This is a genomic window from Mycobacterium sp., from assembly GCF_050701675.1.
Taxonomy (GTDB): Bacteria; Actinomycetota; Actinomycetes; order Mycobacteriales; family Mycobacteriaceae; genus Mycobacterium.
In genome coordinates this window covers 1-2,775 of record NZ_JBOGDD010001035.1, presented here as the reverse complement: position 1 = coordinate 2,775, position 2,775 = coordinate 1, and the positions used below count along the sequence as shown (strand labels likewise).

The 2,775-nt window shown below is 65.1% G+C and carries 3 protein-coding genes; all 3 read left to right on the top strand.

Annotation, left to right across the window (positions count from 1 at the left end; genetic code table 11):
- On the top strand, window positions 1-1,600 hold a 1,600-nt coding region (locus tag ACRDUX_RS31725; RefSeq protein ID WP_526419963.1), incomplete at its 5' end, for an ATP-dependent Clp protease ATP-binding subunit.
- Between the two features lie 242 nt (window positions 1,601-1,842).
- Window positions 1,843-2,058 carry a CbtB domain-containing protein gene (locus tag ACRDUX_RS31720; protein WP_526419961.1) on the top strand — a complete coding sequence of 72 codons (216 nt, stop codon included), beginning with the start codon at window positions 1,843-1,845 and terminating at the stop codon, window positions 2,056-2,058.
- 25 nt (window positions 2,059-2,083) lie between these two features.
- Window positions 2,084-2,775: CbtA family protein (locus tag ACRDUX_RS31715; protein ID WP_526419959.1), on the top strand; the 692-nt coding region annotated here is incomplete at its 3' end.

Here is a 2,775-nt window from a genome sequence, read left to right as displayed (position 1 = left end):
GACGATCGGTGCGACCACCCTCGACGAGTACCGCAAGTACATCGAGAAGGACGCCGCTCTGGAACGTCGTTTCCAGCCGGTCCAGGTCGGCGAGCCGACGGTCGAGCACACCATCGAGATCCTCAAGGGTCTGCGTGACCGGTACGAGGCGCACCACCGGGTGTCGATCACCGACGGCGCGATCGTGGCGGCCGCCACGCTGGCCGACCGCTACATCAACGACCGCTTCCTGCCCGACAAGGCGATCGACCTGATCGACGAGGCGGGCGCCAGGATGCGCATCCGTCGCATGACCGCACCGCCAGACCTGCGCGAGTTCGACGAGAAGATCGCCGACGCGCGCCGGGAGAAGGAATCTGCGATCGACGCGCAGGACTTCGAGAAGGCAGCGAACCTGCGCGATCGCGAGAAGACGTTGGTGGGTCAGCGGGCCGAGCGTGAGAAGCAGTGGCGCTCCGGCGACCTCGACGTCGTCGCGGAGGTCGACGACGAGCAGATCGCCGAGGTTCTCGGCAACTGGACCGGCATCCCCGTGTTCAAGCTGACCGAGGCCGAGACCACGCGCCTGCTGCGCATGGAGGACGAGCTGCACAAGCGCATCATCGGCCAGGAGGATGCCGTCAAGGCCGTCTCCAGGGCGATCCGGCGTACCCGTGCCGGGTTGAAGGATCCCAAGCGTCCGTCGGGTTCGTTCATCTTCGCCGGCCCGTCCGGTGTCGGTAAGACCGAGCTGTCCAAGGCGCTGGCCGAGTTCCTCTTCGGTGACGACGACGCGCTCATCCAGATCGACATGGGCGAGTTCCACGACCGCGTCACCGCGTCGCGGCTGTTCGGTGCCCCTCCCGGCTACGTCGGCTACGAAGAAGGCGGCCAGCTCACCGAGAAGGTGCGCCGCAAGCCGTTCTCCGTGGTGCTGTTCGACGAGATCGAGAAGGCCCACCAGGAGATCTACAACACGCTGTTGCAGGTCCTCGAGGATGGTCGCCTGACCGATGGTCAGGGCAGGACGGTGGACTTCAAGAACACCGTGCTGATCTTCACCTCGAACCTCGGCACGTCCGACATCAGCAAGGCGGTCGGTCTCGGCTTCACCCAGGGTGGCGGCGAGAACAACTACGAGCGGATGAAGCTCAAGGTCAACGACGAGCTGAAGAAGCACTTCCGCCCGGAGTTCCTCAACCGCATCGACGACATCATCGTCTTCCACCAGCTGACGAAGGACGAGATCATCCGCATGGTCGATCTGATGATCGACCGGGTCGGCAATCAGCTCAGGGCCAAGGACATGACCATGGAGCTGACGGACAAGGCCAAGGCGCTGCTGGCCAAGCGCGGCTTCGACCCGGTGTTGGGTGCCCGCCCGTTGCGGCGGACCATCCAGCGCGAGATCGAGGACGCCCTGTCGGAGAAGATCCTCTTCGACGAGGTCGGCGCCGGTCAGGTCGTTACCGTCGACGTCGACGGCTGGGACGGCGAGGGTGCGGGCGAGGACGCGGTGTTCACGTTCGTCGGCGCGCAGCGCCCCGTCGTCGAGGACGCTCCTGACCTGGCCAAGGCCGGTGCGGCGGGCGCGGCAGGAGCCGCGAGCGCCACGGAGTAGCAAGGCGCAACTGTGTTGAGCATGGGCGGTACCCTTCCCGGGGTGCCGCCCATTCTCTTTGGAGACGGCGCCGCGGGACGGGGTCACTAGGCTCAATTGGTTTGCAGTGCTTATGATGCTGCTTGTACCGAAGAACGAAGGAATCTGGTGAAAATCCAGAGCGGTCGCGCCACTGTGAAAGTCAGACCCGACGTTCGAAACCTGCATACGGGACGCGCACTCCCGAAAGGACCACCACTGACATGACATCCTCCGAGGCTCGCAAGAGCTCAGCTCCTGCATTGGACGTATCGGCCGCAAGTGCCGTGGTGTGGCTGAGCGCCACCGCCTTCCTCGCCCTTCTGGTGCTCTACTTCGTCGGTATGGATCAGGGTGCGACCTCGGTCTTCGGCAGCGACACACACGTGCACGAGTTCATTCACGACGCCCGCCACCTCCTCGGCTTCCCCTGCCACTGACAAGCCGGCTGGAGAACAAGAGAACATGGAAAAGCAGATCATCGGGCGAGGCCTTCTGGCCGGCGCCCTCGCTGGAGTACTCGCCTTCGTGTTCGCCCGGATCTTCGTCGAGCCGGTGATCGAGCGGGCCATCGGTTACGAGGATGGCATCGGCGCGGCCCACGAAGCCATGGAGCACGGTGGCGAGGCGCACGACCACGGCGTCGAGCTCTTCACCCGTGGTATCCAGGCCAACGTGGGCATGGGCTTCGGCGTGCTGGCCTTCAGCATCGCGATGGCGGCGCTGTTCGCAGTCGTGTTCGCTGTCACGTATGGCCGAGTTGGCAACGTGTCCGCCCGCGTCCTGTCGTTGCTCGTCGCGGGTGGCATGCTGCTCAGCCTCTACGTCGTTCCAGCGCTCAAGTACCCGGCCAACCCTCCGGCGGTGAGCCTCGACGAGACCATCCGTCAACGCACGCTGCTGTACCTGTTGATGGTGGTGCTGTCCGCGGCATTGTTCGTCGGCGCGATCTATCTCGGTCGCCGGCTGATCGACAGGCTGGGCTCGTGGAACGCCACCCTGGCCGCCGCAGGCGCGTACATCGTGGCCATCGCGGTCGTGATGCTGATCCTGCCGACGATCGACGAGACGCCGGGCCCGCTGCGCGACGACGCGGGCAACATCGTGTTCGGCGGGTTCCCCGCCGACGATCTGTATGAATTCCGGCTGTACTCGCT